The 23,483-nt window shown below is 70.0% G+C and carries 24 protein-coding genes and 1 tRNA gene; 20 read left to right on the top strand and 5 right to left on the bottom strand.

The window, feature by feature from the left end; translation table 11 throughout:
* Positions 1-21 precede the first annotated feature (21 nt).
* Together HDA33_RS06360 and HDA33_RS06355 are read right to left on the bottom strand one after the other, a co-directional pair.
* The gene (locus HDA33_RS06360; RefSeq protein ID WP_158493001.1) at positions 22-1,113 is read right to left on the bottom strand and encodes an iron ABC transporter substrate-binding protein; all 1,092 of its coding nucleotides are present in this window, start codon (positions 1,111-1,113) and stop codon (positions 22-24) included.
* Between the two features lie 154 nt (positions 1,114-1,267).
* On the bottom strand, positions 1,268-2,092 hold the full coding sequence (locus tag HDA33_RS06355) for an SIR2 family NAD-dependent protein deacylase (RefSeq protein WP_184171947.1): 825 nt from the start codon (positions 2,090-2,092) through the stop codon (positions 1,268-1,270).
* Positions 2,093-2,166: 74 nt separating this feature from the next.
* Between HDA33_RS06355 and HDA33_RS06350 the strand changes: the two genes are divergently transcribed.
* Positions 2,167-2,550 carry an MFS transporter gene (locus HDA33_RS06350; protein ID WP_338104274.1) on the top strand — a complete coding sequence of 128 codons (384 nt, stop codon included), beginning with the start codon at positions 2,167-2,169 and terminating at the stop codon, positions 2,548-2,550.
* Here HDA33_RS06350 and pabB read toward each other — a convergent pair.
* Positions 2,468-4,075, bottom strand: a complete 1,608-nt coding sequence (gene pabB, locus HDA33_RS06345; RefSeq protein WP_184171945.1) for an aminodeoxychorismate synthase component I — start codon at positions 4,073-4,075, stop codon at positions 2,468-2,470. The genes HDA33_RS06350 and pabB overlap by 83 nt on opposite strands.
* A 71-nt stretch (positions 4,076-4,146) precedes the next feature.
* Between pabB and HDA33_RS06340 the strand changes: the two genes are divergently transcribed.
* The 3 genes from HDA33_RS06340 (at position 4,147) to dnaG (ending at position 7,511) form a co-directional block, all read left to right on the top strand.
* Complete coding sequence (locus HDA33_RS06340) at positions 4,147-5,202, top strand: bile acid:sodium symporter (protein ID WP_184171943.1); 1,056 nt, start codon at positions 4,147-4,149, stop codon at positions 5,200-5,202.
* Positions 5,203-5,300: 98 nt separating this feature from the next.
* Positions 5,301-5,534 carry a hypothetical protein gene (locus HDA33_RS06335; protein ID WP_184171941.1) on the top strand — a complete coding sequence of 78 codons (234 nt, stop codon included), beginning with the start codon at positions 5,301-5,303 and terminating at the stop codon, positions 5,532-5,534.
* A 30-nt stretch (positions 5,535-5,564) separates the two neighbouring features.
* A complete protein-coding gene (dnaG, locus tag HDA33_RS06330; RefSeq protein ID WP_184171939.1) occupies positions 5,565-7,511 on the top strand; it encodes a DNA primase in 1,947 nt (648 codons plus the stop codon).
* A gap of 83 nt (positions 7,512-7,594) precedes the next feature.
* Here dnaG and HDA33_RS06325 read toward each other — a convergent pair whose 3' ends face one another.
* Complete coding sequence (locus HDA33_RS06325) at positions 7,595-8,278, bottom strand: PepSY domain-containing protein (RefSeq protein WP_246416888.1); 684 nt, start codon at positions 8,276-8,278, stop codon at positions 7,595-7,597.
* A 205-nt stretch (positions 8,279-8,483) separates the two neighbouring features.
* On the opposite strand from HDA33_RS06325, the gene HDA33_RS06320 reads away from it, so the two are divergent.
* Positions 8,484-8,556, top strand: a tRNA-Asn gene (locus HDA33_RS06320).
* On the opposite strand, the gene HDA33_RS13080 is transcribed toward HDA33_RS06320, so the two are convergent.
* On the bottom strand, positions 8,518-8,901 hold the full coding sequence (locus HDA33_RS13080) for a helix-turn-helix domain-containing protein (RefSeq protein ID WP_400345081.1): 384 nt from the start codon (positions 8,899-8,901) through the stop codon (positions 8,518-8,520). The genes HDA33_RS06320 and HDA33_RS13080 overlap by 39 nt on opposite strands.
* A 112-nt stretch (positions 8,902-9,013) precedes the next feature.
* On the opposite strand from HDA33_RS13080, the gene HDA33_RS06310 reads away from it, so the two are divergent.
* The 15 genes from HDA33_RS06310 to HDA33_RS06240 all read left to right on the top strand — a co-directional run bounded on the left by HDA33_RS06310 (position 9,014) and on the right by HDA33_RS06240 (position 23,460).
* Positions 9,014-9,256, top strand: coding sequence for a helix-turn-helix domain-containing protein (locus HDA33_RS06310; RefSeq protein ID WP_184171934.1), 243 nt, complete (start codon positions 9,014-9,016; stop codon positions 9,254-9,256).
* Complete coding sequence (locus HDA33_RS06305; RefSeq protein WP_184171932.1) at positions 9,253-10,089, top strand: DNA-binding response regulator; 837 nt, start codon at positions 9,253-9,255, stop codon at positions 10,087-10,089. Before HDA33_RS06310 ends, HDA33_RS06305 begins: the two co-directional genes overlap by 4 nt.
* Positions 10,086-11,219 (top strand): DUF2637 domain-containing protein, encoded by a 1,134-nt coding sequence (locus tag HDA33_RS06300; protein ID WP_184171930.1) that lies wholly within the window; start codon positions 10,086-10,088, stop codon positions 11,217-11,219. The genes HDA33_RS06305 and HDA33_RS06300 overlap by 4 nt, the downstream gene beginning before the upstream one ends.
* Positions 11,216-12,274 (top strand): helix-turn-helix domain-containing protein, encoded by a 1,059-nt coding sequence (locus HDA33_RS06295; protein ID WP_184171928.1) that lies wholly within the window; start codon positions 11,216-11,218, stop codon positions 12,272-12,274. Before HDA33_RS06300 ends, HDA33_RS06295 begins: the two co-directional genes overlap by 4 nt.
* Positions 12,274-13,119 carry an RNA polymerase sigma factor gene (locus HDA33_RS06290; RefSeq protein WP_221432963.1) on the top strand — a complete coding sequence of 282 codons (846 nt, stop codon included), beginning with the start codon at positions 12,274-12,276 and terminating at the stop codon, positions 13,117-13,119. The genes HDA33_RS06295 and HDA33_RS06290 overlap by 1 nt, the downstream gene beginning before the upstream one ends.
* A complete protein-coding gene (locus HDA33_RS06285) occupies positions 13,116-13,415 on the top strand; it encodes a hypothetical protein (protein ID WP_184171924.1) in 300 nt (99 codons plus the stop codon). Before HDA33_RS06290 ends, HDA33_RS06285 begins: the two co-directional genes overlap by 4 nt.
* Before the next feature lie 86 nt (positions 13,416-13,501).
* Positions 13,502-14,164 carry a hypothetical protein gene (locus tag HDA33_RS06280; RefSeq protein ID WP_184171922.1) on the top strand — a complete coding sequence of 221 codons (663 nt, stop codon included), beginning with the start codon at positions 13,502-13,504 and terminating at the stop codon, positions 14,162-14,164.
* Between the two features lie 183 nt (positions 14,165-14,347).
* Positions 14,348-14,653 carry a hypothetical protein gene (locus tag HDA33_RS06275; RefSeq protein WP_184171920.1) on the top strand — a complete coding sequence of 102 codons (306 nt, stop codon included), beginning with the start codon at positions 14,348-14,350 and terminating at the stop codon, positions 14,651-14,653.
* 32 nt (positions 14,654-14,685) lie between these two features.
* Positions 14,686-15,726, top strand: coding sequence for a hypothetical protein (locus HDA33_RS06270; protein WP_184171918.1), 1,041 nt, complete (start codon positions 14,686-14,688; stop codon positions 15,724-15,726).
* Positions 15,726-17,315, top strand: coding sequence for an SCO6880 family protein (locus tag HDA33_RS06265; RefSeq protein WP_184171916.1), 1,590 nt, complete (start codon positions 15,726-15,728; stop codon positions 17,313-17,315). The genes HDA33_RS06270 and HDA33_RS06265 overlap by 1 nt, the downstream gene beginning before the upstream one ends.
* Positions 17,315-18,817, top strand: coding sequence for a conjugal transfer protein TraC (locus tag HDA33_RS06260; RefSeq protein WP_184171914.1), 1,503 nt, complete (start codon positions 17,315-17,317; stop codon positions 18,815-18,817). The genes HDA33_RS06265 and HDA33_RS06260 overlap by 1 nt, the downstream gene beginning before the upstream one ends.
* The gene (locus HDA33_RS06255) at positions 18,817-20,721 is read left to right on the top strand and encodes a type IV secretory system conjugative DNA transfer family protein (RefSeq protein WP_184171912.1); all 1,905 of its coding nucleotides are present in this window, start codon (positions 18,817-18,819) and stop codon (positions 20,719-20,721) included. The genes HDA33_RS06260 and HDA33_RS06255 overlap by 1 nt, the downstream gene beginning before the upstream one ends.
* 4 nt (positions 20,722-20,725) lie before the next feature.
* On the top strand, positions 20,726-21,106 hold the full coding sequence (locus tag HDA33_RS06250; protein WP_184171910.1) for a hypothetical protein: 381 nt from the start codon (positions 20,726-20,728) through the stop codon (positions 21,104-21,106).
* A gap of 268 nt (positions 21,107-21,374) precedes the next feature.
* A complete protein-coding gene (locus HDA33_RS06245) occupies positions 21,375-22,202 on the top strand; it encodes a hypothetical protein (RefSeq protein WP_184171908.1) in 828 nt (275 codons plus the stop codon).
* A gap of 145 nt (positions 22,203-22,347) precedes the next feature.
* Complete coding sequence (locus HDA33_RS06240) at positions 22,348-23,460, top strand: hypothetical protein (RefSeq protein WP_184171906.1); 1,113 nt, start codon at positions 22,348-22,350, stop codon at positions 23,458-23,460.
* The last annotated feature ends 23 nt before the right edge of the window (positions 23,461-23,483 follow it).

The raw sequence follows: 23,483 nt of genomic DNA, 5'->3' as shown, positions 1-23,483 counted from the left end.
CCGGCTCCGGTGCTCGGGGGGTCAGAGCAGGCCCGCCTCCTGGATCATCTGGATGGTGGTCTGGAGGTCGTCCAGGTCGTTGAGGTCCACGTCGGGGGCCTTGACCTCGGAGAGCTCCGGGAAGCCGGCCGGCGGCTCCACGCCCTCCACGAGCGGGTACTCGCCGGTCTCCTCGGCGAAGTACGACTGACCGTCCTCGGAGAGAAGGTACTCCACGAGGGCGGCGGCGTCGCCGTCCTCCTGCTCGCCCACCAGGCCCATGCCGGACACGTTCACCAGCGAGCCGAGGTCGCCGTCGGGGAAGAAGTGCAGGGACGCGCCCAGCTCCTCCGGGGCGACGCCCTTCTCCCGGGCCAGCTCGACCAGGTAGTAGTGGTTGACCAGGCCGGTGTCCAGGGTGCCGGCGTCCACGTCGGCGAGGATCTCGCCGTTCTTCTCGCGGCGCTGCGGGTCGTTGGCGGCGAAGTCCTCAAGCCAGGTCCGGGCCTCGTCCTCGCCCTTCTGCAGGCGAAGGGCGGTGACGAACGTCTGGAAGGACGCGTTGGTGGGGGCGACGCCGACGCGGCCCTTCCACTTCGGATCGGTCAGCTCGTCGACCGACGTCGGGAGGTCGGCCTCGGGGACCTTCTCCTCGTTGTAGGCCAGCACGCGGACGCGGCCGGTCAGGCCGACCCAGTCGCCCTCGTCGTCCCGGTAGGTCTCGGGCACGCGGTCCAGGGTCTCCTGGGCGAGGGGCGTGAACAGGCCCTCCTTGGCGACGGCGCCGAGCGCGCCCGCATCCTGGGAGAGGAACACGTCGGCGGGGGAGCCCTCGCCCTCCTCGATCAGCTGCGCGGCCATGGCGGGGGTCTTGTCGTAGCGGACCTCCACCTCGATGCCGGTCTCGTCGGTGAACTCGTCCAGGATCGGCTGGACGAGGTCCTCGCTGCGGCCCGAGTACAGGGTGACCTTCTTGTCCGACTCGGCGGCGGAGGCGGAGCCGGACGCCGCGCCGGACGCGGAGTCCGAGCCGGAGCCGCCGGTGCCGCCGGCGCAGGCGGTCAGGGCGAGCAGCAGCGTGGCGGACACGGCCGAGAGGCGGACACCACGCGAGAGGGCGCGGGACTGGGGCATGGCAATCTCGATTCGGGAGGAGTGGCGGGGGCGGCGCCGCGGGCCAGGGGTTCCTGGCGGGCCGACAAGGGGAGCCTATTAAGTCATGCGTGTGTTGTCTATTGCGTCACCATGTGACGTGCCTCGCAGTCGACAAGGCCCCCGACGGCCCGGGTCAGACGCCGGCGACGAGCGCGGGCAGCACCGCCCCGGCCGAGCCGCGCAGCGCGTGCGTCACCGCGCCGCTCAGCTCGGTCTCCACGGGGTTCACCTCGACGACGGCGGCCCCGGCTCCCAGCGCCACGAACGGCAGGGACGCGGCCGGCTGGACCAGGCCCGAGGTGCCGACGACGAGGGCCAGGTCGCAGCGCTCCAGCGCCTCGTAGGTGCGCTCCCACGGCTCCTGCGGCAGCATCTCTCCGAACCACACCACGCCCGGCCGGATCCGTCCCGTCCCGCACGCCGGGCACGTCGGCGGCGCCTCGCGCAGCATCGCCTCCAGGTCCGCCTCCGAGCCGGCCGCCTCGGCGTCCGCGGGCGCGCCCGGGTCCACGTCCGCCGGGGCCCCGCACTCGGCGCAGCGGTGCTCGAACAGCGAGCCGTGCAGGTGCGCGAGCACGCGGGCGCCGGCCCGCTCGTGCAGGTCGTCCACGTTCTGGGTGACCACCTCGAGGCCGGGCACGGCCCGCTGCCAGTGCGCGACGGCGTCGTGCCCCGGGTTCGGGCGGCGCGCCCGGACCATGCGGGTCCGCCACCGGTACCAGGACCACACGAGGTCCGGGTCCGCCAGGAACGCGTCCTCCGTGGCGAGCTGCTCGGGGGAGTACCGCTCCCACAGGCCGGTCTGGGTGTCCCGGAACGTGGGGATCCCGGACTCCGCGCTCATGCCGGCGCCGGTGAGCACCACCGGGCGCCGCGCCTGCGCGACGAGGGCGCGGACGGCGTCGAGGTCCGCCGTGGGGACGGTCTCGGAAAGGTCGCCGGAGGAGGGATGGCTCATGGGGACAGGGTAGTGACGGCCCAGGTGAGGCGGGGATCCGCGGTGCGCGCCGGTCGCCCGAGGACCCGAGGGGCGTGGACAACGCCAACGGCACCTGGCTGCTGACCGCCTCGCTCATCGGCATGACCATCGGCGCGCTGACCATGGGCTGGCTCACGGACAAGCTGGGCCGCCGCAAGCTGCTGATCGGCGCCGTCGTCGCGTTCTCCGTGCTCACCTTCGTCACCGGCTTCGCCACCGAGGCCTGGCACATCGGCGTGCTGCGCTTCTTCGCGGGCCTGGGCCTCGGCGGCTGCCTGCCCACCGCGATCTCCATGGTCACCGAGTTCGCCGGCCGCGGGCGCGGCTCCACCGGCACCCCCGGCGCCGTCCCGCTCACCGCGAGCGGGGCGGCGCCGTCGTCGTGCGGGCCGTGCCGTCCGCGCGGGCCAGGGCCCGGCGCAGGCCGCGGGCCTTGAGCAGGACCTCCTCGTGCTCGGCCTCGGCGGTCGAGTCGGCGACGATCGCCCCGCCGGCGCCGATGCCCCAGCGCCCGGCCGCGAGCACGGCGGTGCGGATCACGATGGACAGGGACACCGCCCCGTCCGCGCCGAGCAGCCCCAGCGCGCCGGAGTACACGCCGCGCGGGGAGTCCTCCCACTGCGCGAGCAGCTCGACGGTGCGCCGCTTGGGGGCGCCCGTCATCGAGCCGCCGGGGAACAGGGAGCGGACCACGTCCACCGGCGCCACGCCGGCCCGGGCCGTCCCGGTGACCGTGGAGACGAGCTGGTGCACGGTCGCGTAGCTCTCCACGGCCATGAGCGAGGGGACCTGCACGGAGCCGGGCTCGCACACGCGGGAGAGGTCGTTGCGCAGCAGGTCCACGATCATGAGGTTCTCCGCGCGCGTCTTGGGGTCGGCGGCGAGGGTGCGGGCGGCCTCGGCGTCCGCGACGGGGTCGGGCAGGCGGGCGGCCGTGCCCTTGATGGGCTTGGTGGAGTAACGGCCGTCCCGGCCGGCGAGGAAGCGCTCGGGCGAGGCGGAGACCACGGCCCAGCCGCGGGGGCCCGTGCCGTGCTCCATCAGCGCGGCGTAGGGGGCCGGCTGGTGCGCGGCGAGCTCGAGGAACAGGGCCAGCGGGTCCACCCGGAGCGCGGGGTCGGCGTCGAAGCGGGTGGTCAGGCACAGCTCGTAGGAGTCGCCGGCGAGCAGGGCGGCGTGGCACCGGGCGATGTGCTCGTCGTAGGCGGCCCGGTCCTCGCGCCACGCGCCGGCGGCCTCGCCGGTCCCGGCCTCGGGGGCGACGTCGGCCCGGACCTCGGAGGCCGCGGCGTCGTCCGCCGCGGCCTGCGTGGCGCGGCGTGCCGCGTCCAGGGCGCGCCGCACGTCCCCGGCCCAGCGGTCCGCAGCGGCCTCGGCGGCGGCCGCGTCGAGCGCGACCACGCAGCAGCTCAGCGTCCCCGCCGCGTGGTCGGCCACCGCATAGCGCGAGGGGCGCACCCAGAACTGGGCGGGCAGCGCGGCGGGATCCCCCGCCCGGCGCGACGGCGGCCGCACGCCCAGGTCCGCCAGGCCCAGCTCGTAGCCCAGCCAGCCCACGAGCCCGCCGCGCAGCGGCAGGCCCTCGCCGCCGACGACCCGGCGCGGCGCCGCCGCGGCCGCCAGGTCGGACCAGGCGCGCTCCGGGTCGGCGGGGTCGGCGTGGCGGACCAGGCGGGGCCCGGGGGAGGGGACGCGGCCCTGCTCCTCGCCGAGCACGTCCAGGCCGTCGCCAGCCACGGACCAGCGGGCCTCGGCCGGGTCCGGCAGGGCGGAGTCCAGCCAGAAGGAGCCCGCCCCGCGCTGCACGGCGTGGGCGTAGACGGCGGCCACCGCGGTGGCGGCCGTGTGCCTGGCCGCCGCGAGGGCGGCGGCGTCGAGCGCCCGCACGGCAACGTGCAGCGGGGCGGGGGCGTCCTCGGGAGGGAGGGGGACGTCCTCGGGCGGGGCGGGCGCGGCGGGCATGGGGACCAGAGTAGGGCGCGCGGTGCGCGAGCGCGTCCGAGCCCCGATCACCGGCTCCGTACGCTGGGGGCATGGAGAGCGCACAGTCCCGCCGTGCGGCGGCGGTGGCCTGGATGGAGCGGCACCAGGCAGCGCTGTACGCGGCCGGGATCGCCGCGGGCGCCGTCGTCGGGTGGGTCGTCCCGGGGGCCGGGCGGCTGGCGGTGCTCGTGGAGCCGGTCCTGGGGCTGCTCCTGCTGGCCACGTTCCTCGCGGTGCCGTTCGCGGCCCTCGGCGCCGCCCTGCGCGACGTGCGCTTCCTCGCCGCGCTGCTGGTCCTGAACTTCGCCGTGGTGCCGGCCGTGGTGTTCGGGCTCAGCCGGTTCGTGGCCCACGACGACGCCCTGCTCGTGGGCGTGCTGCTCGTGCTGCTGGCCCCCTGCGTGGACTACGTCATCGCCTTCACCGGACTGGCGGGCGGGGCGGCGGAGCGGCTGCTCGCCGCGGCCCCGCTGCTGATGCTCCTCCAGCTGCTCCTGCTGCCCGTGCTGCTGCGCGTGTGCGCCGGCCCGGCGGCCGTCGCCGCGGTGGACGTCGGCCCGTTCGTCCGCGCCCTCGTGCTGCTGATCCTCCTGCCGCTGGCGCTCGGGGCCCTCGTCCAGGGCATCGCACGGCGGGGCGCGCCCGGCCCCCGACGCGCGGCCCGGGCGGTGGAGGCGGCGACGGGGGCGGCGATGGTCCCCCTGATGGCGGCCACGCTGTTCCTCGTGGTGGCCTCGCAGGTGCGCGCGGTGGGGGAGCGGCTGCCGGCGCTGGCGGGGGCGGTGCCGGTGTTCGTCGGCTTCGTGGCGGTGATGGTGCCCCTCGGGCTGGCCGTGGCGGCCCTGGCGCGGGTGGACGCGCGGTCGGGCCGGGCGCTCGTGTTCTCCGGGGCCACCCGCAACTCGCTCGTGGTGCTGCCGCTGGCCCTGGCGCTGCCGCCGAGCCTGGACCCCGCCCCGCTCGTGGTGGTGACGCAGACGCTCGTGGAGCTCGTGGCGATGGCCGTCCTGGTGCGGCTCGTGCCCCGCCTGCTGCCGGAGCGGGCGGCACCGGCCGAGGAGGCTGCCCTCGCGGTGCGCCCGGAGCCGGACGTCACCGGATCGTGACCTGACCGGGCACGATGTCATCGTCTCGTGACCTGACCGGGCACGATGTCATCGTCTCGTGACCGGGGTCACCGGGGCGGCTGGCTAGGGTGGAGGGCATGAGCCCTTCATTCGTGTCCTCGGCCCGCCGCCGTCGCCACGGCGGCCTGGCCTCGGCAGCGCTGTTCCACCCGCTCGTGGAGGCCGCCACCGGCGCCCTCCCTGTCATCGACCCCGCCACCGGCCGGCCGGTGGACTCCGCCGACGCCCGCCCCGGGTCCGCGCCCGCGACTCCTGCACAGGGCACCGAAGAGCGCCGCTCCTCCCCGGAGGCCGGTTCCGCTCGGGGCTGAGCGCCCCGCCGCCTCCCTAGAATGGTCCGCATGGCCGGACTGATCTTGCGCAAGGACATCGACCTCGTCCGCGAGCGCACTGACTTGAAGGCCGTGGTGGAGGAGTTCGTCACGCTGCGCTCCGCGGGCGTCGGATCGTTCAAGGGCCTGTGCCCGTTCCACGACGAGCGCACCCCCTCCTTCCACGTGCGCCCCGGCGTCGGCACCTACCACTGCTTCGGCTGCGGCGAGCACGGGGACGTCATCAGCTTCCTCATGGAGCTCGAGCACACCACCTTCACGGAGACCGTGGAGCGGCTGGCCGCCCGCGTGGGCGTCGAGCTGCACTACGAGGACGGCGGCACCGGCCCGGACAAGGCGGAGACGGGGCGCCGTCGTCGCCTGTTGGAGGCCAACAAGGTCGCGGACGAGTTCTACCGGCGCGCCCTGGGCTCGGCCGAGGCGCAGACCGGCCGGGACTTCCTCACGCAACGCGGCTTCACCCAGGAGCACGCCGAGCAGTTCGGGCTGGGCTACGCCCCGCAGGGCTGGTCCCACCTGCTGGACCACCTGCGCCAGAAGGGGTTCCGGGACGAGGAGCTGCGCGCCTCCGGGCTGTTCTCCGAGGGCCAGCGCGGCCTGTACGACCGCTTCCGAGGCCGCCTGCTGTGGCCCATCCGGGACATGACGGGCGCGACCATCGGCTTCGGCGCCCGCAAGCTCTACGACGACGACCCCGGCCCCAAGTACCTGAACACCCCCGAGACCCCGCTCTACAAGAAGTCCCAGGTGCTCTACGGGATCGACCTGGCCAAGCGGACCATCGCCAAGGAGCGCCAGCTCGTGCTGGTGGAGGGCTACACGGACGTCATGGCCGCGCACCTGGCCGGCGTCGGCACCGCGGTGGCCACGTGCGGCACCGCGTTCGGCGCGGACCACATCAAGGTGGCACGCCGCCTGATCTCCGACGACGGCACGGGCGGCGAGGTGATCTTCACTTTCGACGGGGACGAGGCCGGGCAGAAGGCCGCGCTCAAGGCGTTCGACGAGGACCACCGGTTCCTCGCCAAGACCTATGTGGCCGTGGAGCCCAGCGGGATGGACCCGTGCGACCTGCGCATGCAGCAGGGGGACGAGGCCGTGCGCGCGCTGATCGCCTCCCGGCGCCCGCTGTTCGAGTTCGCCATCCGGGCCGGCCTGAAGGACTACGACCTGGACACGGTGGAGGGCCGCGCCGGCGCCCTGCGGCACGCCGCGCCCATCGTGGCCGGCATCAAGGACGCCGTGCTGCGCCCGGGCTATGAGCGCGAGCTGGCGGGCTGGCTCGGCCTCGACCCCAACGCGGTGCACCGCGCCGTGGCGGCGGCCGGCCGCGGCCAGCGGCGCGGCGGCGGGTCCGAGCCCGAGCGCGGTCCGGAGCCGGACCAGGGCCGGGGTCAGGGCCGGGGTCCTGCGCCCGAGGGGCCCTCGGTGGGCCCGCAGGGGCGGCACGGGGAGGCGGCCGCCCCGGCGCCGCAGGTGTTGGTCCCGGTGGACCCGCGCGACCCCGTGGCCCGGCGCGAGCGCGAGTCCCTCGAGGTGGTCCTGCAGCACCCCACCCTGCTCTCCGCCGAGCAGTGGACCGCCCTCTACGCGGCGCGGTTCACCATCCCGCAGTACGCGGCGGTGCACCACGGAGTGAAGGTGGCCGGCTCCTCCGGAGCCACCCCGCAGCGCTGGGTGGACGCCGTGCGGGACGCGGTCCCCCAGGAGGTGGCCGGCGTCGTCTCCGAGCTGGCGGTGCGGGACCTGCCCGCCCGCACCCCCGCGGACGTGGACCGGTACTGCCGGGACATCATGAACCGGCTCTTCGCCCTGCAGATCGTGCACCGCAAGGAGGAGCTGCTCGGTCGGCTCCAGCGGCTGGGCCCCCACGGCGACCCGGCCGAGTTCACGGCGCTCAACAGCGAGCTCATGGAGCTCGAGGCGCGCCGGCGGGCCCTGCGCGCGGACGACTGAGCACCCCCGCCGCGCGGGCGAGGGTGCTCAGTGTGCTCGACGCCGACGGGCGCTGGGGCGCGGATGCTCGGCAGACGGGAGGGTCAGCCCTCCTCGACCTCGATCACGTCGCCGGTCTTCGCGTCGATCTTGACCTCGGCGCCGTCCTCGCCGTTCTCGCGGTCCAGCTCGACCGTCCAGGCGAGGGTGCCGTCCTCCTCGTCGAGGTCGACCTCGTCCACGGTCTGGTCCGTGCGGCCCTGGAGGGCGGTGCTGATGGCGGTCTCGGCGGTCACCTGGGCCTCGCCGGCGCGGCGGACGTCGTCATCGATCTGCGGGCGGACGCCCTCGCTGACCTGGCCGTCGGTGGTGACGTCGTACTCCTTGACGTCATCGCCGACCACGACGTCGACCTCCCACTTCGCGTCGTCGTCGTCCAGGTCCATCTCCACGATGACGCCGTCACCATGCAGGCCGAGGATCTCGTCGATCGCGGCGTAGGCCGGGTCGTCGCCCTGGCGCTCGACCGAGCCGGAGGCGGCGGCGGGGGAGGTGGAGGCCGAGCCGGACGCGGACGCGGCGGCCGAGCCCGAGGCGTCGTCGCGGTCGTCGTTGTCGTCACCGGCCGGGGCCGTGGTGGCGGCCTGCGTCGGGGACTGCTGCACCGCGGACTCCTGGGGGTTCGCGGCGGTGTCGTCGTCGGCCGTGCCGCAGGCGGCGAGGGCGAGGGCGGCGAGGAGGCCGGTCCCGGTGAGGGCGGTCTTGCGGGCGATGGAGGTGGCGTTCATGGTCGTGCGCTCCTTGGTCATCCGTTGGGTCTCCTGGTGAGGACTCCATAGGACCGTAGGCAGATGAGAGGGGGGTGAGGACAGGGCTCGCGTGCGCCGGACGGCGGGGTGCCGGACGGGTCCGCGAGGTCGAGTGGCGCGCCGGGAGGGGGCTCTGGTAGAGTTCCATCCGTTGTCCGAGCGGCCCAGGTCGTTCGAACCGCATTCCCCCGTAGCTCAATTGGCAGAGCATTCGACTGTTAATCGAAGGGTTGCTGGTTCGAGTCCAGCCGGGGGAGCGAAAGCTCTCCTCGAGAGTTGTGTTGTGTAGAGCCGTCGAAGGAATGGCGGACAACCGGAGCCCCTGCACCGACCAAGTCGGTGTGGGGGCGTCGTCGTGTCTGGAGAATGACCGGGCCGAGCAGGTCTGCCAGCGTGATGTCGAACACATCTGCGATAGTCGCCAGCTCCTCCAGCGTGAAGGCCACCCGTGCGCGCAGTCGATGGGAGATTCCGCTCTGGGAGATTTCCAGGGCGCTAGCGAGGTCGGCCTGCTTCTTGCCTGACCGAGCTAGCCAGGCGCGTACCTCTGCTGCAACCAGTGAGTTGAAGCCGCTGCCGGCTCCGTCCGTCGAGTCTGTCATGAGCAAGAGCCTATGGCGCAGGTGAACGCCAGACAAGAAGACAGCAACCGGGTTGCGTTCAGCGCAATATTGGAGCTGTTCACACATGCGCTGAACGCATACAGTGTGCGTCATGACCAATCACACAAGGTGCGTCAGGGCCAACCTGGCCGCAGAGATCAGTAGACGAGACCTGACGCAGGCCCGAGCAGCCGTGCTGGCTGGGCTGACCCCGGACGGCCTCTCCAAGCGGATGTCCGGCCAGATCGAGTTCCGGCTGAGTGAACTGCTCAGCTTGGCTCGAGTGCTGGGCGTGCCGTTCGCGACGTTGGTCGACGGCCTCGATGCCGTCGATGACCAGGTGGCCGAAGCATGAGCGCGACTGTGCAGCGAGCGGTCTACACCCCGGAAGCGGCTCGAGAGGTCACGGATCAGATCAAGACCGGCATGGAGTCCGTCTACCACCTGATTCGCTCCGCGTATCGAGGACGAGCTTGGGCGGTGCTCGGCTATCGGAGCTGGGACGAGTACGTGACGCGAGAGTTCGGCAACCTGCATCTGAGGCCACCACTGGAGGACCGGCAGGACGTCGTTCTGTCCCTGCGCGAGGTGGGCATGAGCACCCGAGCGATCGCTTCGGCCACGCAGATCAGCGACTCGACAGTACGGCGCGAACTGGGGAGCGCAGGTGCGTCAAATGACGCACCTGGACGCGAATCGAGACTCGTCATCGGAGTCGACGGCAAGACCTACAGCCCTGTGAACCGCGCACGGGTTGCGGAACCGGAGGAGGTCTCGATTCCTCAGGGAAGTCGGACCACCCTCGACTCCGTCCTGGACATGCCGGCGGAGGACTTCGGGATTCAGCCGCTGGACCTGAACCGGCGGGACGAGGAGCAGAAGGGCCGCGCGCGTCGGGTGCTCTCGGCCTTCAACGGCTCGGGCGCCGCGGCGGTACCGACGCTGATCAAGGCGGCAACGCCGGTGGCGTCCCTGGTCTCCCCGGCGACGGGTAAGGCGCTGGTCGAGGACGAGGACTTGCACGGGGTCGTGTGGGACTCGGTGCGGTGCGTGCGGACGCTGGCGCACGTGATCCGGTCCGTGGGTCATGTGGACGGTCAGTCCCAAGCGGAGATCCGGTCGACGCTGCGGGATGCGGTGGACGACCTGGACGAGGTGCTGAAGAAGATCGAGGAGGGCACGCGATGAGCGCGCAGCAGATGTGGGAGGCCCGAACGTCTGGGCCGAAAAGGGCGGAAGCCCCGGCCAGCGTGCAGGCTGTCGGGGCTTCCGAAAACGCTCAATCCGAGACGATGCACATTCCAAAGAACACGCTGGTCGAGCACTCGGAGGATAGCACCGGTACGCGGCCCACGGGCAGTGGGATTCGGTCGCTTCCCCGCCGGGTCAACCCGAACGATGGCCGGTTCATCCGGGCCGTGGTGGCCGGGACCGCTGTGGCCGGTCTGGTGGCGTTCTCCATCTCGTTCGCGGCGCTGTACGAGGTCGCGGCTTGGCTGGGGCTGCCGCCGTTCATGCATTGGGCAGTGCCGGTCTTCATCGACCTGGCGATCCTCGTCTACGCGGGCTCCGTACTGGTGCACGAGTCCCGAGGGGAGTCCGCGCGGGCGTCGTGGTGGGCGCTGGGGGCGTTCACGGGCCTGTCGATGATCGCCAACGGGGCGCATGCGTGGAGTGCTGAGAACGCGAGCGTGTGGCAGTCCGTGGTGGGTGCGCTCATCGCGGTGATGGTTCCGGTGGCGGTGTTCGTGGCCACGGATCAGCTGGCGCGGGTCGCGGTGGAGAACCCGGACTCGCGGCGGGCCGAGCGCGCTTCGCAGGTGTCGGAGGAAGCAGAGCAGCTGAAGGCTCAGGCGGAGCTGGATCGTCAGCGCGCGGAGCTAGAGGCCCAACTGGCGGCGAGCCGCCGACAGATCGAGGCCCAGCGGCGCGAGGCCGAGCGGGAGGCCGAGGTGGCCGAGGCTCGGCACCGGCAGGAGCTGGAGCGGATGGAGCGTCAGGCCAAACTCGAGACCGAGCGCGAGGACCATGAGGTCCAGCCGGCCGTGGTCGAGGAATCGCAGGTCGCCCAGGGGGTCGAGGTCGTCGAGGCCACGGCGTCGTCAGAGCCGGTCGTCGCAGAGACGAAGACGGTGGAGAAGGCATCGGGTGCGGACATCACCGCATGGATCGTGGCCCGTGCGCAGGAGGGCCAGGTGCCCTCGGCAGGGGAGGTCGCAGAGCAGTTCGGGTGCTCAGAGCGCACCGGGCGTCGCCGCTTGGCTGATGCCCGTGAGACGCACGCTGAGGCATTCGGGACCGAGGAGGAGCAGGCATGAGCATCGACGCGATGAAGTGGGCGCGGAAGGTCGCGGAGACGGGCAAGCTCAACACCGGCCAGGCGTTCGTGCTTTTGCTGCTGGGTGATCATGCGGACGAGTCGTGGTCTTGCTACCCGAGCCAGGAGTTGCTGGCCCAGCGGTCGGCTCAGACCGTGCGTTCGGTGGAGCGGCACATCGCCCGCCTGCGAGACCTGGGCCTGGTGGAGACCGAGTCCCGGTACGGGGACGGGCGCGGGCGGATCGGTTTGAGGTACTACCTCCGCGAAGAGGCCCTGAATGACCTTGTCCAAGACCCCGAGACCCGCATGAACACGCGACCCGACAACCTGTCGGGTAAATCCGAGACCCGCATGAACACGCGACCCGACAATCTGTCGGGTAAATCCGAGACCCGCATGAACACGCGACCCGACAATCTGTCGGGTAAATCCGGGACCCGCATGAACACGCGACCCGACAACCTGTCGGGTGAGTCGACTCAACCGACAATTTCGGCGGACTCACCCGACAATTACGACTTTGCCGACTATAAGGATCGCGCGCGGACTAACCCTCAAGAACCCTCATCTGTCCGTCCGTCAGTCCGTCAGTCCGGTGCAGTACGCGCGGAGACGACGACGGACGACGGACGACGGACCGATCAGGCCATCGACGGTGGGGAAGGCGTGGGGCTGGCCCATCGGGGTGTGGTCCTGGCGCACCTGGTTCAGCGGGTGCCGGCGGCTGCGGACCTCGGGGACGGGCAGCTGCGGTCCATCGTGGACGTGGTCTTGGCGCGGGCCTCGGGGCCGGTGCGCAAGCCCACGGCGTTCGTGGCGCGGTCGTTGGCCTCGGAGTTCGAGGAGTTGGTCGCGGTGACCCGGCCCCGGCCGGTGGCCGTGACTCAGGCTCCGGCTGCTTCGGGGCAGGTGCGTGAGCTGCGGACCGGTGAGCCGTGCCAGGACCCGGACGTGCATGTCCCGGCGTATGGGCAGGCTGTGCTTGCGGATTGCCCGCACTGCCGGCTGGAGCGTCGGGCGATGCCACGGGCGTTGGTGGAGGCGGTGGAGTGATGGCCGGGCAGGCGGACCGGGTGGCTCCGGCGGGCATGGTGCTGGTGACGGGTGACGAGCTGGCGGAAGCGGTGGCCTCGGTGCGAGGCGCGGTGGTGGCCGTGCTCGGACCGTCGGGCAACGGCGACGTCGTGGAGGACGTGCTCCAGAGCGCGTGGGAGTCCGCGTGGCACTCCCGGGAGCGGTTCGATCCGGACCGGGGTTCCCTGCGGACCTGGGTCGGCACCATCGCCCGGAACCGAGCGGTGGATCATCTGCGGGCGGTCGGCCGGTCGCGGGCGGGCCAGGAGGCGCTGGAGGCTTCCGCGGTGGCGCGGGAGAAGACCGCGGTGTCGACGGTCATGGAGGACCCGGCCGAGGCCGTGGTTGAAGCGCTGGCTGCACACCGGGAAGTCGCGGAGGTGATGCGGGTGGTCGAGTCGGTCATGGAGTCCTCGGAGATGACGGCCCGTGCCCTGGCCGTGGTGCTGGCGTTCGGGGATGACGTCGTGGCGGCATCGGAGGCGATGGGCGTCTCGGTGACCGCACTGCGTCAGGCCCGGCGTGAGCTGGTGCGCTGTGCCCGGGTGGTCCGGGCGGCGCAGGAGGTGGCCCGTTCGGGGCAGGCGGTGACGATGCGCGTGCTGATCAGCTGCCTTCCCGACGACGGGGACGCGGGGGACTGGGCGCGGCAGGTCGCGTTGGCCTGCGCGCAGGCGGGGGGCCGGATGGAAGCGGTCACGGTCGAGGACGTCATGCAGGCCACCGGGTTCAGCCACTCCACGAGTCGGCAGTACCTGGCCGAGACGCGGCACCTGCTGAGGGTGGCGACAACGGTGATCCGAAACGAGAGGGCAGAGAAGTGAGCGAGCAGACGGAGTTCGAGCAGAGCCATGACGGGCCGGAGGGTCAGGAGCCGCGCGTGGTCTACGTCGAGCGGGACCGGGGGCTGTTCTCGTCCGTGCGGCGGCTGCGCCAGCGCACGGGCGAGGCCGGGCGGCGGTGGGTGGCGGAGTCCGTGGACGCGCCACTGCCGACGTCGTGGCAGGAGCGGGTACCGGATAGGTGGGACTCGGCCCGGGGTCGGTGGGCGATTGCGGCCGTGGCGCTGGCGGTGCTCGTGGTGTGGGTGCTGGTGGTGGTCCAGGCGATGATGCGCTGACAGACCTTCGCGGCGGCGACCGCGAACCCAGGACGAGACACGGCAACGAAGCAAGAGCGGGCCAGACGAGCGACGAGGAGTCGGAGATGTTGAACGGAATCAACCCGGACGGGCTGTCGGGGTGGTCACAGATCAGTGGATGGGTGGTCGGGACGGCGCTGGTCGTGCTGATCCTGGCGGTCGGTGCTGGCGTGGCGCTGGCAGTGTGGGGCAGGGCCTTGTTCTCACCTAGCGGGATGCGCAAGGGGTGGACGATGGTCGCGTTGGCGGCGGTAGGGGCGACGGTGCTGGGCGCTGGCACGGCCGGCGCGAGCTGGGGGGCTGGGCTGGGTACGAGCGAGCTGATGCCCGCCGGGGCCAGGCCACAGTCGGTCGCGATCGAGAAGAACGCCCCGAAGCAGACCTGCAACCGGCAGGCGGTGCGGGACTTCGACAAGGAGGAGCCGTCCCCGGATCGGGCGGAGCGTGAGCGTGTGATCAGTACGTTGCTCGGTGGACAGCCCGCCCTGGACGGGTACGAGTGGGGCAAGGAGCCTACCGGCACGGAATCCTCGTACACGGTCGTCACATCGGTGAAGTGGTACGCCACGGGCGAGGTGAACGGGTCGGGTGAGCCGGACTGCTCGGCGCAGAACGAGGCCACGGCCGAGTGCTCGCCGGTCGAGGTGCACGTGGCGCGTCAGTCGCTGACCAACGGTGCTCAGACCGGGCGGACCCTGACGCTGACGCGGGGTCAGAACTGCTCTTGATCTGATCTGCGAGTTGCCCCCACCTGCTGCGGATGCAGCGGGTGGGGGCTTTCTCGTGTGCGGGACAGGTGACATGCGTGGCAGTGCGGCCCGTCGTACATCTGGCAGCGGGCAGGAGGTGCCCGCGCGGTCCAGAAGACATCCGGGCCGTCGTCACATCACATCCCTACGGGAGGACCTCTGATGAGCAATCTGATTCACGCGGCCACCACGGTGGCTGCCGGTGTCCCGGACATCGCACCGAGCTTCAACGGGCCCTGGATGCCCACCATCGAGAACATCGCGGGCCTGGCGCTGGGCACCTTCCTGGTCATCCTGGTCATCGCCGTCGGCATCGGCGTGCTGGTCTGGATCTTCGGCAAGCTCTCCTCGAACGGCCGCGCGCAGGACGTGGGCATCAGCTTCGTGGTCTTGGGCATCGTGGCTGCGGCCCTGATCGCCGGTGCCGCGAGCCTGATCGGCTGGGGCGCCGGCCTGCCGCTGTTCTGAGGTCCTGAGCGCACTCACGGAGGGAGAGAACGATGTGGGAGAAGGACTTCGAGGAGTTCATGCGAGGTTCGATCCTGGGGCTGGCGAAGGCCGCTGCCGGGCTGATCGAGCAGGCTTTCTCCGTGGGTGCGCTGACCCCGGAGTGGTGGGTCACAGTCGTCGGCGGTCAGGTCACCACGACGGTGGCCGGTGGCGAGAGCACGGTGATCGACCATCCGGGGATGCTGAACGTCATCGTGCTGGCGATGATCCCGCTGCTGGTGATCTTCGTGGCCGTCCAGGTCGTGCTCTCGGCGGTGCGCGGGTCCACGGCCGGCATGCTGCGCGCGTTCCTGGCGGCGGTGTTCAGCATCCCGGCGACCTACGTGGTGGTCGGGCTGGTGTGGATGGCGATGGGGGCGACCCAGCAGCTGACCTTGTGGATCTTGCAGGTCGGTTCGGGTGGCACCGATGGCCAGGACGAGGCAGTGGCCGGCGTGCTGGGACTGTTCGGTCTGACCTACGACGCCGCCAACGACGAGATCTTGCTGGACGAGAACTTCGCGCAGTGGGAGATGGCCAGCGATAACTCGGAGAACGGGATGATCGTGGTCGCGTTGATCATCGCGCTGGTGATCTTCTTCGCCTGCTTCGTGCTGATGGCGATGATGATCTTCCGTCTGGTGCTGATTCTGATCTTGGCCTCGTTCGCGGCCCCGGCGATCTTCTCGCTGGCCCTGGAGCCGGCCAAGGCGCTGGCGGGGCGGTGGCTGTCGATGATGCTGGGGCTGATCATGGCCGGGCCAATCGCAGCCGCCGTCGTGCGGCTGGGCATGGCGATGGCGGCATTGTCCACGGACTGGGTGCAGACCGTGGCTGGCATGGTGCTGGTGTTCGTGGCCGCGGCCATGCCGATCTTCATGCTTGCGGTCACCGCGTGGCTGGGCGGCGGTGCCGGGCAGGCTGAACAGGCGGGCGTGATGGCCGCGAGCCGGGCCGGGCGTGGAGCAATGAATTCGATGCGGGGCGTTTCGGCGCGGGCTGGCCGGATGCGCCAGCGTGCCGGGGCGATGGTGATGCGAGGAGGCCGCTGATGGCAACGATGATTCAGGAGTCGATGGACTCGGAGTACGACGACGTCCGATTCCCCCAGGAACGGACTCAGGGACTGATCCTGGGGCTGACCCTGGAGCAGGTGATCGTGGTTCTGGCCGGCGTGCTGATCGGCATGGCGTTCATCCTGCGTGGCGGGCCGGCCATGCTCGTGGGTATCGGGCTGATGGCCGTGATCGGCGCGTTCGGTGCGACCCGGTTCCGTGGCCGGTCCCTGCCTGGCTGGGTGTGGGTGGCGGCGCAGTACCTGCGGCGGGGGGCCACGGAGCAGCTCGAGTACCGCCAGGGGATGGCCCCGGCGCACGTGCTGGAGCTGGTGGACGGCGAGCCGCAGGCACCCGTGAGCGAGGCAGGGCCGCAGGCCCAGCGTGATGCGAAGGGGCGGATCAAGCCGGGTGAGCCGGCACGGTTCCGGCTGCCGGGTGTGGCCGGAGAGCTGATGGTCTACGCGATGCCCAACGGGGCCGGGTTCGTCTGGGACCCGCGCGCCCGGGAAGCGGTGGTCTGCGCGAAGGTCATGACGACGCGGGGCTTTGACCTGGAGTCCTTCGACGCTCAGGAGGAACGGTCCCTGTCGTGGGGATCGTCGCTGGCGGCGCTGTCGCGTCTGCCGGGTGTGGTGCGGATTCAGGCGTCGGATCAGACGACGCTCATCTCCGGTGCGGCCGTGGAGGACTTCTACGAGTCCAAGCAGGAGGGCGCGGGCCGGTCGGGGGCAAGCATCGACCCGTTCCTGGACCAGGCGTTCCGTGAGCTGATGAAGGAGGCCCAGTCGATGCCGGTGCACGAGCAGTGGCTGACGCTGGTGGTCTCCCCGTCGAAGATCAGCTCGCAGGTCAAGGCGCTCGGCGGGGGCACCCCGGCGCTCATGGAGCACATGCTCAAGGTGATGACGACGGTGGAGAGCACGCTGCCGCGCTCGGGGACCCAGGTGACCGCCTGGCACTCCCCGCGCACGCTGGCCGGCCTCTCGCGGTCGGCGTTCGACCCGGACGCCTCGGTGATGATCTCGACCATGAAGGCGGACGGGCAGACGGCGGGCACCGCGCCCTCGAGTGCAGGTCCGATGGCCGTGGAGGTTCATGCGGGCCACATGGTCACGGACGGGAACTACCACCGCACCTACAAGGTCTCCGAGCTGCCGCAGAACCTGGCCCGGCTGGGGTTCCTGGACGAGCTGGTGTTCGCCGGGGACTTCCGGCACACGGTCTCGGTGTTCCTGGCTCCGGTGGAGCGTGGGGCCGCGGTGCGGTCCGTGCAGCGGCGCAAGACGGACTGGCACACGAACTCGCGGATGATGAGCAAGCTCGGTCGCATCGGTTCGTTGGAACATGACCAGTCCCTGGAGGACGTGGAGCGTGAGGAGGCCGAGCTGCGGCGGCGGCACACGGGCGTGGAGGTCGTCGTGCTGGTCACGGTGACCGGGTCCTCGCGGTCCGAGCTGGAGTCCGCGGCGGCGGAGGTCGTGGCCTCCGGGATCACGGCCGGGTGCGAGCTGCGCCCGGTGTGGATGGAGCAGGATGCCGCGTTCGTGGCCGGTGCCCTGCCGTTCGGAAGGATGAAGCTCTGATGCGTGATGAACCGAAGGTCGATCTGTTCCAGATCATCGAGCCGGGCAAGGACGAGGCCCGAGAGGCCAAGCGTGCGGCCCGGGAGCTGGAGCGAGGCCAGCAGGCGCTGCGGAAGGCGATGGCCGCGCAGGCTAAGGAGGTGCGGTTCCCTCAGCCGCAGTGGGGCAAGGCCGGACCGCGCGGGGCACGGCAGCTGCGGGGGCTGCGCACGCTGGCCCCTCGGCCGGTCCGTACGACGACGCACACGGCCTCGACGGCGTACCCGTTCGTGGCCGGCCCCGGTCTGGGTGCGCGTGGGCTGATGATCGGCAAGGACATGCACGGCGGCGGCGCGTTCTGCTTCGACCCGTGGGCGCTCTATGAGGCCGGGATCATCTCGGGCATGTCCATGATGCTGTTTGGCCAGGTCGGCACCGGGAAGTCGTCGCTGGCCAAGTCGCTGGCGGTGCGGCAGGTGCTGGCCGGGCGCAAGCTCTCGGTGGCCTCGGACAAGAAGGGCGAGTGGACCCGCGTGGTCAAGGGCCTGGGTGGATCGGTGATCCAGGTCGGCCCTGGCCTGGATACGCGCTTGAACCCGTTGGACCCGGGCACCCGGCCCTCGACGGACGTGCAGGGCGAGCCGATGACGGACCGGGCGTGGGCCTCGATGGTGCGGACCCGGCGCATGTCCATCTTGGTGGCCCTGGTGAAGATCCTCACCGACCGGGACATGACCTCGCCCGAGCACCACGTGCTCTCTGCGGGCCTGGACGCGGCCGTGGCGGTCGCGGACGCCGAGGGCCGTCCGCCGATCATCCCGGACGTGATCCGGGCGCTGGACGAGGCCCGTGCGGACCCGGACGCGATGAAGGCGGAGGCCGCGTCGGTGACGATGATGACGCTGGGCCGCGTGTCCTCCGGCGACCTGGCCGGCATGTTCGACGGGGAGACCACGGTCGTCCTGGATGAGCAGGCGTGCGCGACGAGCATCGACACGTCCGCGTTGCTGGGTGCCTCCCCGGAGGCGGTGCGCGTGGTCAACGCGTGCGCGGGCGCATGGACCGAAGCGATGGTCACCACCCGCGATGGCGGGCAGCGGATCGTGATCTACGAAGAGGGCTGGGACAACATCAGCTCCGAGGCCGACCTGCGGCGCATGGTCGAGCAGTGGAAGCTCAGCCGCGCGTACGGCATCTTCAACGTGCTCGTGCTGCACAAGATCGCTGACCTGGACATGGCTGGGGATCAGAACTCGAAGATGGCCGCGATGGCCCGGTCTCTGCTGGCCGACGCGGACGTGAAGGTGATCTACCGGCAGGACCGGTCCGCGCTGAAGATCACGACGTCGGAGATGGAACTGTCCGACCGGGAGCGGTCCCTGGTGCGGTCCCTGCCCAAGGGCACGGGCTTGTGGCGGCTGGGGGATTCCTCGTTCGAGGTGCAGAACGTGCTCACGCGGGCCGAGCTGCCGCTGTTCGACACGGACGAGCGCATGGACAAGAAGAAGGAGGCGGTGGCCTGATGCGACGCGAACGTGGCAACAACTCGGTCCTGGAAGGGGACAGCCCGGCCGAGACGGCACTGATCTGGCTCATCGGTCCGGCGGTGCTGCTCTACGGGGCGTACCTGCTGGCCGGGTTCCTGGCCGGGCGTATCCACTGTGGGGCACCGACGAAGCCTGACTCGCTGTTCGCGCCGCTGGGCTTCCTCGTGGGCGAGCACGACCCGGCCGCGTTCGGGGCCACCGCGCAGGGGTGCACGGCCACCACCGGCGGGGTCATCGGCTGGCTGGTCGGTCTGGGGGTGCTGGTGCTCGTGCTGATCGGTGTGGCGGTGACGGCGTGGAGCCGGTACCAGCAGTCGGACAAGAAGTTCATCAAGGAGCTGCGTGAGCGCGAGGGCCTGGCCCGGTCTGCGGAGATCACCAAGACGGTGGGCCGCAGGTCGGTGCTGTCCCGGGTGAAGAAGGTCCGGCCCTCGATCAAGAAGCCGGCCATCACGGACGGGGCCATGCGTCTGGGCAAGGCCGAGGGCGTGGACGTGTTCGCCTCCTACGAGGAGTCGGTGGTGCTGATCGGCCCGCCGCGCTCGGGCAAGGGCGTGCACCTGCTGATCGGTGCGATTCTCGACGCACCCGGCCCGGTCATCACGACCAGCTCTCGCGCGGACAACCTGGGGGCCACGGCCGAGCTGCGCAAGAAGAAGGGGCCGGTGGCCCTGTTCGACCCGCAGGGGCTGACCGGTCAGCCCTCCACGCTGAAGTGGTCCCCGATCACGGGCTGTGAAGAGCCGCGTGTGGCGAATCAGCGAGCGGCGTCGCTGATCGGTGCCTCCGGCCTGGGGGCCTCCAGCTCGAACGCGGAGTGGCAGGCCCCGGCGATCACGATCATGGAGTGCCTGCTGCACGCCGCGGCGCTGGGTGAGCGCACCGTGGATGATCTGATGCGGTGGGGCAACAACCCGGCCGAGGCCAAGGAGGCCGTGAAGATCCTCACCGAGCATCCCAAGGCCGCGCTGAACTGGAACCTGGTGCTCAAGGGCATCGTCGAGGGCGACCCGAAGCTGCTCCAGTCCAAGTGGTTCGGCGTCGAGGGTGCGGTCAAGGGGCTGTCGGTGCCCGAGGTCCGCGACGTGCTGCGACCCAACCGGTTCGAAGAGACCCTGGACATCGACAAGTTCCTCACCGAGTGCGGGACGCTCTACATCGTGGGCACCAAGACCGGCGGCTCGTCGGCGGGGCCGTTCCTGATCGCGATGATGGACGCCATCACCGAGCGTGCCCGTGAGCTGGCGGCGAAGTCGCCCGGGAACCGGCTGGACCCGCCGCTGTCCCTGGTGCTCGATGAGATCGCGAACATCTCCGGTGCCTGGCCGGGGCTGACCCAGCTGATGGCGGACGGCGGCGGTGTGGGCATCAGCCCGTTCGCGGTGTTCCAGTCGATGGCTCAGGCCCGCAACGAGTGGGGCGAGCAGCAGGCGCAGGCGCTGTTCGACGCGGCGACGGTGAAGGTTCAGCTCGGGGGTGCCTCGAACGTGGCCGACCTGGAGCAGTTCGCCAAGCTGGCCGGTCAGCGCAAGATCATGCGGACCTCGAAGTCTCGCGGCAAGGACCACACCTCGGTCTCCGAGCAGATTCACGACACCGAGGTGGTCTCGGTCGCGGAGCTGCGTCGGTTGCCGTTCGGGTGGGGGGTGCTGCTGAATCGCAACGGGCGTCCGATCCTGATGCGGATGACCCGTTGGTGGGACCGCAAGGACGGCAAGCAGATCAAGGAGGCCGCGGGTCGGTACTCGAAGGCGCTGCTGGCCGAGCTGGAGTCCAAGGACCCGGCTCCGTCGACACCGACCGACGCGGACCGGGCCGAAGAGCCCGTGGCGGCGTTGGACCCGGTGCCGGAGACGGCCCCGGCGATCCCGGTGCGGTGAGGGCATGGGCAGGTTCGGGCTGCACCGCACCGGCTCGGTCGCGTACAAGCGGTACCTGCGGTCCCAGGCGTGGGGTTACAGGCGGGTGCGGTGGTTCGCGGACTGCCGGCAGGCCGGCCACGAGCCGGCCTGCCAGGTCTGCGGGATCACGCTGACCCGGGCCGGGACCCTGGATCTGCACCACGTCTCGTACAAGGGCGTGGGCCAGGACGAGGAGGGCCGGTGGCAGGCCCGCGAAGCGCACAACGACCTGATGCCGTTGTGCCGGGACCATCACCAGCGGCTGCATCAGATCATGGACGGCAAGAAGGAGTTCTTTGGATGGGACCGCAGGCGGGCGACGATCGTGATCGTGGCCAGGATGATCCGGCAGAGTCAGGCATGAGCGACGACGGGGGGGCACGGTGCCATGTCTGCCAGCGGTCCGTCGCCACGAGGTGGCACTGCACCGATGGACGGCACCTGGACCGCGCCGTGTGCCGTGCCGCCGGCGGAATCGGGGTGTGGCTGTGCGGTACATGCGAGGACGCCGCGCATCGCTACATGCGCTCGACTGGGGCAGGCGGTCGCGAAGCCGTTGAGGAGCTGTTCGCCCGGCTCGAGAGGCTGCTGGGCGGGCCAGCACGCCGGTACACGAGGGAAGGACGGAACTGATGGCATCGCCCTGGGTTGAAGACGACGAACTCACGGACTGGGAGGCGCCGGCGGCCGCAGATGACGACGGACAGACGGGGACTCCGCTGCCCTACGTCGACCCGGAGGTCGCCGCGGAACTCGCGGGCGAGGGTCCGCCGGTGTGGATGGGCACGCGGTGGCGGGAGATCGAGGCCGAGCACCAGTGGGAGGCGTGGAACACGCTGCGCCGCTGGGTCGACTGGTTCGTGGCCGAGTACCGGCTGGTGACCTCCGTAGTTCCGCCGTGCTGGTACAAGCATTCGGACCTCACCGCCGAGCTGTACGCGGCCATGTGCATGGAGTACAAGGTCTGGGAGGAACAGGCTCCGGGACTGGGGCCGATGATGATGTGGCACCCGCATGTGGAGATGATGACGGCCCGGCTGCGGTGCATGGTCGACGAGGCCGGCTGCACGAAGATCGGCCGGCACAAGGACACCGAGGCTTACGGCAACCGTGGGGCGTACGAGCTGGACTACGACGAGACGGACTGGACGCGATGGGCCGCCACGGAGCGCGAGGAAGAGCTGATCGAGCGTCCGACCGAGGGCGTGAAGTACGTGCGCGCGAAGATTGTGGACTCCGATGGGGACGTCGTTGGCCACTCGGCCCCCGTGGGCTTAAGGGCGCCGGACGGGGTCCAGGAGATCGAGGCCCATGTATCGGTGACGTCGTCGACGCCGCTGGAGCCACGTCTGTCGGTCACGGTGACCAGCGGGCGCGGTGGGCTAGGCGTGGAGTGGGAGACATCCACGGACAGCCGGTCCTGGGAGAGCCTAGAAGACGGCCATCCCCCTCGTCTGTAAAACGCGGGCTCCTCCCTGGCAGTGCAGTACGGGGCTACACTTCGAACAACATGTGATCAGTAGCTGTCTGACCGGTCATCATCTTGTAACACGAACATCAGGGGGATCCTTGGCAAACTGGGGTTATCGAGTTTATACATTTGAGATGTTGGAAGGTCAGAAAACTCTCCTCGGACAAGAGATCGAAGAGCATCGGCACAGATTGCTGGAAGCGCTTGGTTTAGTTTCACAGGAGATCCGTGTAGGAAAACCGCCGTGGGGAGCTGTGTCAGATCCAGCCGGAGAAAATGAAATCGAAGCACCGGATGCGGAAAATGAATTTCTGGAGAGTTCTCCTACTCTTTCCGTGCGGGGATGCGAATATGATCCTGACCTCGAAGTGGTTCATGGAAGTGTCGCCTTGGGAGAGCATGGCCTCCATGACATCGCCATTAATCCTTACGACATGAATGACCGGGTCGAAGTCTCGGAGAGATCTGCGGAGACGCCAAGGCGGATCGACTTCTTCTTTGGATCGGCGAGTACAAGAGGATTAATCGTTGCCGAAGTAGTGGGCATGAAGGATCCGGTACCTCATCTGGTCCCGTGGATCCGGGCTGTATCCCAAAGCCAGCGCAAGAACCGACTGGATGCTGCGAATCAGACCAGTGGGGCAGTCGATGAGAGCGGATCCCCGATAAGCAAGACTAAAGCTAGAGCGTCGGTACCTGCCGCAATACGAATTCGCGTGGAGCGAGTGGCAGACCCAGATCTCCTAAAGGAGATTGTTGATGGAATCACCTCTATGAGTGCTGAATTTATCGAGCGCGATGCAGATGGTCGCGACGTTCTGAAGCGTATTTCTGTGAAGGTGAAACCTCAGACGCAGCGTGAGAGTATCGTAGATCGCATTATAAATGGATCTAAAAACGATGTTGAATCGATCATCGTGGATTCCCTGAAGGATCTGGACGTGGACCCCGACGAACTTGCGGGTGCAAACATTCAGGTAGATGAAATACAGGCACGCATCAGTGGAAACATGGGAAATGCGACCATATCACCGGGAAAAATGTCTGACTACTTCAACTACAAGTTTGACAAGCCTGGGCGCCCCTCGAATGGGGTGTACTACGCGACCATTTGTAGCAAGATCGAGAATTTAGTTGAGCCTGCCTGGGTTGCAATAGAAGCTATCGACACCAAACGCTTAACTGAGTGGGTTGATGGATTGGAGGATGCGTGGGTCAGTCATCAGTCGGCAGATCAAACGCCATAGTACCTCGTTCACACTATCGACTC

Origin of the sequence: Micrococcus endophyticus (assembly GCF_014205115.1) — a bacterium.
Lineage (GTDB): Bacteria > Actinomycetota > Actinomycetes > Actinomycetales > Micrococcaceae > Micrococcus > Micrococcus endophyticus.
The sequence above is the reverse complement of the archived record's forward strand: the minus strand, read 5'-3'. Positions and strand labels throughout refer to the sequence as shown.

What these genes read in the sequence shown, in the direction of transcription:
- HDA33_RS06335 (WP_184171941.1), top strand. Translation starts at nt 5,301, where the DNA reads ATGAGCCCTTCATTCGTGTCCTCGGCCCGCCGCCGTCGCCACGGCGGC.
- HDA33_RS06275 (WP_184171920.1), top strand. Translation starts at nt 14,348, where the DNA reads ATGAGCAATCTGATTCACGCGGCCACCACGGTGGCTGCCGGTGTCCCG.
- HDA33_RS06240 (WP_184171906.1), top strand. Translation starts at nt 22,348, where the DNA reads ATGTTGGAAGGTCAGAAAACTCTCCTCGGACAAGAGATCGAAGAGCAT.
- HDA33_RS06360 (WP_158493001.1), bottom strand. Translation starts at nt 1,113, where the DNA reads ATGCCCCAGTCCCGCGCCCTCTCGCGTGGTGTCCGCCTCTCGGCCGTG.
- HDA33_RS13080 (WP_400345081.1), bottom strand. Translation starts at nt 8,901, where the DNA reads ATGACAGACTCGACGGACGGAGCCGGCAGCGGCTTCAACTCACTGGTT.
- HDA33_RS06255 (WP_184171912.1), top strand. Translation starts at nt 18,817, where the DNA reads ATGCGACGCGAACGTGGCAACAACTCGGTCCTGGAAGGGGACAGCCCG.
- HDA33_RS06290 (WP_221432963.1), top strand. Translation starts at nt 12,274, where the DNA reads ATGGCCGGGCAGGCGGACCGGGTGGCTCCGGCGGGCATGGTGCTGGTG.
- HDA33_RS06260 (WP_184171914.1), top strand. Translation starts at nt 17,315, where the DNA reads ATGCGTGATGAACCGAAGGTCGATCTGTTCCAGATCATCGAGCCGGGC.
- HDA33_RS06265 (WP_184171916.1), top strand. Translation starts at nt 15,726, where the DNA reads ATGGCAACGATGATTCAGGAGTCGATGGACTCGGAGTACGACGACGTC.
- dnaG (WP_184171939.1), top strand. Translation starts at nt 5,565, where the DNA reads ATGGCCGGACTGATCTTGCGCAAGGACATCGACCTCGTCCGCGAGCGC.
- HDA33_RS06355 (WP_184171947.1), bottom strand. Translation starts at nt 2,092, where the DNA reads ATGAGCCATCCCTCCTCCGGCGACCTTTCCGAGACCGTCCCCACGGCG.
- HDA33_RS06270 (WP_184171918.1), top strand. Translation starts at nt 14,686, where the DNA reads ATGTGGGAGAAGGACTTCGAGGAGTTCATGCGAGGTTCGATCCTGGGG.
- HDA33_RS06310 (WP_184171934.1), top strand. Translation starts at nt 9,014, where the DNA reads ATGACCAATCACACAAGGTGCGTCAGGGCCAACCTGGCCGCAGAGATC.
- HDA33_RS06245 (WP_184171908.1), top strand. Translation starts at nt 21,375, where the DNA reads ATGGCATCGCCCTGGGTTGAAGACGACGAACTCACGGACTGGGAGGCG.
- HDA33_RS06305 (WP_184171932.1), top strand. Translation starts at nt 9,253, where the DNA reads ATGAGCGCGACTGTGCAGCGAGCGGTCTACACCCCGGAAGCGGCTCGA.
- HDA33_RS06300 (WP_184171930.1), top strand. Translation starts at nt 10,086, where the DNA reads ATGAGCGCGCAGCAGATGTGGGAGGCCCGAACGTCTGGGCCGAAAAGG.
- HDA33_RS06340 (WP_184171943.1), top strand. Translation starts at nt 4,147, where the DNA reads ATGGAGAGCGCACAGTCCCGCCGTGCGGCGGCGGTGGCCTGGATGGAG.
- HDA33_RS06250 (WP_184171910.1), top strand. Translation starts at nt 20,726, where the DNA reads ATGGGCAGGTTCGGGCTGCACCGCACCGGCTCGGTCGCGTACAAGCGG.
- HDA33_RS06325 (WP_246416888.1), bottom strand. Translation starts at nt 8,278, where the DNA reads ATGAACGCCACCTCCATCGCCCGCAAGACCGCCCTCACCGGGACCGGC.
- HDA33_RS06295 (WP_184171928.1), top strand. Translation starts at nt 11,216, where the DNA reads ATGAGCATCGACGCGATGAAGTGGGCGCGGAAGGTCGCGGAGACGGGC.
- HDA33_RS06280 (WP_184171922.1), top strand. Translation starts at nt 13,502, where the DNA reads ATGTTGAACGGAATCAACCCGGACGGGCTGTCGGGGTGGTCACAGATC.
- pabB (WP_184171945.1), bottom strand. Translation starts at nt 4,075, where the DNA reads ATGCCCGCCGCGCCCGCCCCGCCCGAGGACGTCCCCCTCCCTCCCGAG.